The sequence below is a fragment of the Bradyrhizobium sp. STM 3809 genome (genome assembly GCF_000239795.1).
Lineage (GTDB): Bacteria > Pseudomonadota > Alphaproteobacteria > Rhizobiales > Xanthobacteraceae > Bradyrhizobium.
Genome location: NZ_CAFJ01000553.1, coordinates 1 through 2,538, shown reverse-complemented (window position 1 = coordinate 2,538; position 2,538 = coordinate 1). Strand labels below are relative to the sequence as shown.

Genomic DNA, 2,538 nt, shown 5'->3' with positions numbered 1-2,538 from the left:
CCCACTGCCTGCTGCGCAGCAGCTCGCTTTGATCTCTCAGACGTTTGACTTGAGAACGGACACGCCATGCAGCGCGCCTACATGGACCGGATCATCGACGCCATCGAGTGGATCGCCGCGTTCTTCGTCGGCATCGTCGCGCTCGACATCTTCCTGTCGGTGCTGCTCCGCAACACCTTCAACTACGCGATCCCCGATTCCTTCGATATCGGGCGCATGCTGCTCGGCATCCTGATCTTCTGGGGCATCGCCGCGACATCGTATCGCGGCACCCACATCACGGTCGATCTCGTCTGGGGCAATGTCGGCCCGCGCCAGCAGCGCTGGATCGACATCTTCGCGACGCTGGTGCTGCTCTTCGTCGTCACGGTGCAGACCTGGACCCTGTTCGACAAGGTGCGCGGCACCTATGAGGACAACGTCCTCACCTACGACCTGCACATGCCGACCTGGCCGTTCTTCGCCATTGCCTGGATCGGCGACGTCTCGGCCGTGCTCTTGATCGCCATCCGGACCTATCGCCTGATCTTCCATCCCGAGGAGATTCATGACCCTCACGTCAAGCCCACGGAGTAGCGCCGCATGAGCACGGATGCGGTCGCCGTCATCGGCTTCGTTTCGCTGTTCGCCCTGATGCTGCTGCGCGTGCCCGTCGGCATGGCGATGGGGCTCGTCGGCGTCTCCGGCTTCGCCTATCTCGTCAACGGCACGGCGGCGCTGAAGCTGGTCGGCCAGACCTCGATGCGCACGGTCACCGACTACACGTTCGGCGTGATCCCGATGTTCCTCTTGATGGGAACGTTCGTGTCCAACTCCGGCATGAGCCGCGAGCTGTTCCGCGCCGCCAACGGCTTCGTCGGGCATCTGCGCGGCGGCCTCGGCATCGCCACCGTCGCCGCCTGCGGCGGCTTCGCCGCGATCTGCGGCTCGTCGGTCGCGACCGCCGCGACCTTCTCGGCGGTGGCCTATCCGGAGATGCGCCGCTTCGGCTACCCGCAATCCTTCGCCACCGGCGTCATCGCCGCCGGCGGCACGTTAGGGGCGATGCTGCCGCCATCCACGGTGCTTGCCGTCTACGGCATCATCACCGAGCAGGACATCGGCAAGCTGTTCATCGCCGGCATCATCCCGGGCCTCCTGGCGATGACCATGTACATGATCACCATCACGGTGATCGGCAAGGTCAGGCCGGACTTCCTGCCGAAGGGCGAGGCGCCGCCATGGTCCGAGCGCATCAGGGGCCTCAAGGGCATCTGGGCGCCGATGCTGCTGTTCCTGTTCGTGATCGGCGGCCTCTACGGTCTTCCGTTCCTGCCCCGCTTCACGCCGACCGAGGCCGGCGGTGTCGGCGCCACCGGCGCGTTCCTGATCGGCGTGTTCACCGGCCGGCTCGACAAGGACAAGATCCTGGCCTCGCTGCTGCAGGCGACGCGCACCGCGGCCGCCGTGTTCACCGTGCTGATCGGCGCGCTGATCTTCGGCTACTTCCTGACGGTGACGCAGACGCCGCAGAAGGTCACGGAATTCCTCACCGGCCTCGGCCTCGGGCCCTACGGCGTGCTGGCGCTGATCATGGTGATGTATCTCGTGCTCGGCTGCCTGATGGACGCCATGGCGATGATCATCCTCACCGTGCCGATCATCTTCCCGGTGATCTCGCATCTCGGCTTCGATCCGATCTGGTTCGGCGTCATCATCGTGATGACCGTCGAGCTCGGCCTGATCCATCCGCCGGTCGGCATGAACGTGTTCGTGATCAAGAGCGTGGTGAAGGACGTGTCGTTCTCCACCATCTTCAAGGGCGTGCTGCCCTTCGTCGCCACCGACCTGATCCGCCTGGTGATCCTGATCGCCTTCCCGCTGCTCGCGACCTGGCTTCCGCAACAGATGGCCCGCTGATGACGACCCCCATCCTTCAGACCCGCTACGTCTTCACCCTCACCGTCATGATCGGCGCCGTCACATCGGCCGGCGAGACCGGCATCGGCGTGCGCCGGATCATCCCGATCCATGGCGGCGAGGTGAAGGGACCCGGCCTGAACGGCGAGGGCGTCAGCGGCCGGATCTGCAATTTCGGCGCCGATTTCCAGGTGATCCGGCCGAACGAGCTGATCGACCTCGAAGCCAAATACGGCTTCGAGACCGACGACGGCGCCACCATCTATGTCGAGAACCGCGGCATCCGCTTCGGGCCGGTCGACCTCCTGCAGAAGCTCAAGCGCGGCGAGCCCGTCGATCCCGCGCTGATCTACTTCCGCACCCACCCGCGCTTCGAGACCGGCCACGAGAAGTATCGCTGGCTGATGGAGCACGTCTTCGTCGGCTCGGCGGCGCGGCACGCGGATCGCGTCATCATCGACGTGCATGTGGTGCTGTAGGCCCTCTCGCATGCGGCGCGATCGCGCCCAGGCTGGTGCCGTCGGGGCCTCATGGTTCGAGACGCGCCGCGAGCGGCGCTCCTCACCATGAGGGTTGAGATCTTGCCGTGAAATGAGCCCTCGTCCTGAGGAGCCCGCCGGAGGCGGGCGTCTCGAAGGA

3 protein-coding genes are annotated in these 2,538 nt (G+C 65.5%); all 3 read left to right on the top strand.

From position 1 onward, the window contains the following. The first annotated feature begins 66 nt into the window (after positions 1–66). The 3 genes from BRAS3809_RS25270 to BRAS3809_RS25260 are packed head-to-tail and all read left to right on the top strand — an operon-like array spanning position 67 to position 2,378. On the top strand, positions 67–576 hold the full coding sequence (locus BRAS3809_RS25270) for a TRAP transporter small permease (protein ID WP_008964866.1): 510 nt from the start codon (positions 67–69) through the stop codon (positions 574–576). Between the two features lie 6 nt (positions 577–582). Then, complete coding sequence (locus BRAS3809_RS25265; protein ID WP_008964865.1) at positions 583–1,899, top strand: TRAP transporter large permease; 1,317 nt, start codon at positions 583–585, stop codon at positions 1,897–1,899. Next, positions 1,899–2,378 (top strand): DUF3237 domain-containing protein, encoded by a 480-nt coding sequence (locus BRAS3809_RS25260; protein ID WP_008964864.1) that lies wholly within the window; start codon positions 1,899–1,901, stop codon positions 2,376–2,378. Before BRAS3809_RS25265 ends, BRAS3809_RS25260 begins: the two co-directional genes overlap by 1 nt. Positions 2,379–2,538: the final 160 nt, after the last annotated feature.

Excerpts from the sequence above, each read along its gene's own strand:
- BRAS3809_RS25270 (WP_008964866.1), top strand. The coding sequence starts at position 67 with ATGCAGCGCGCCTACATGGACCGGATCATCGACGCCATCGAGTGGATC.
- BRAS3809_RS25265 (WP_008964865.1), top strand. The coding sequence starts at position 583 with ATGAGCACGGATGCGGTCGCCGTCATCGGCTTCGTTTCGCTGTTCGCC.
- BRAS3809_RS25260 (WP_008964864.1), top strand. The coding sequence starts at position 1,899 with ATGACGACCCCCATCCTTCAGACCCGCTACGTCTTCACCCTCACCGTC.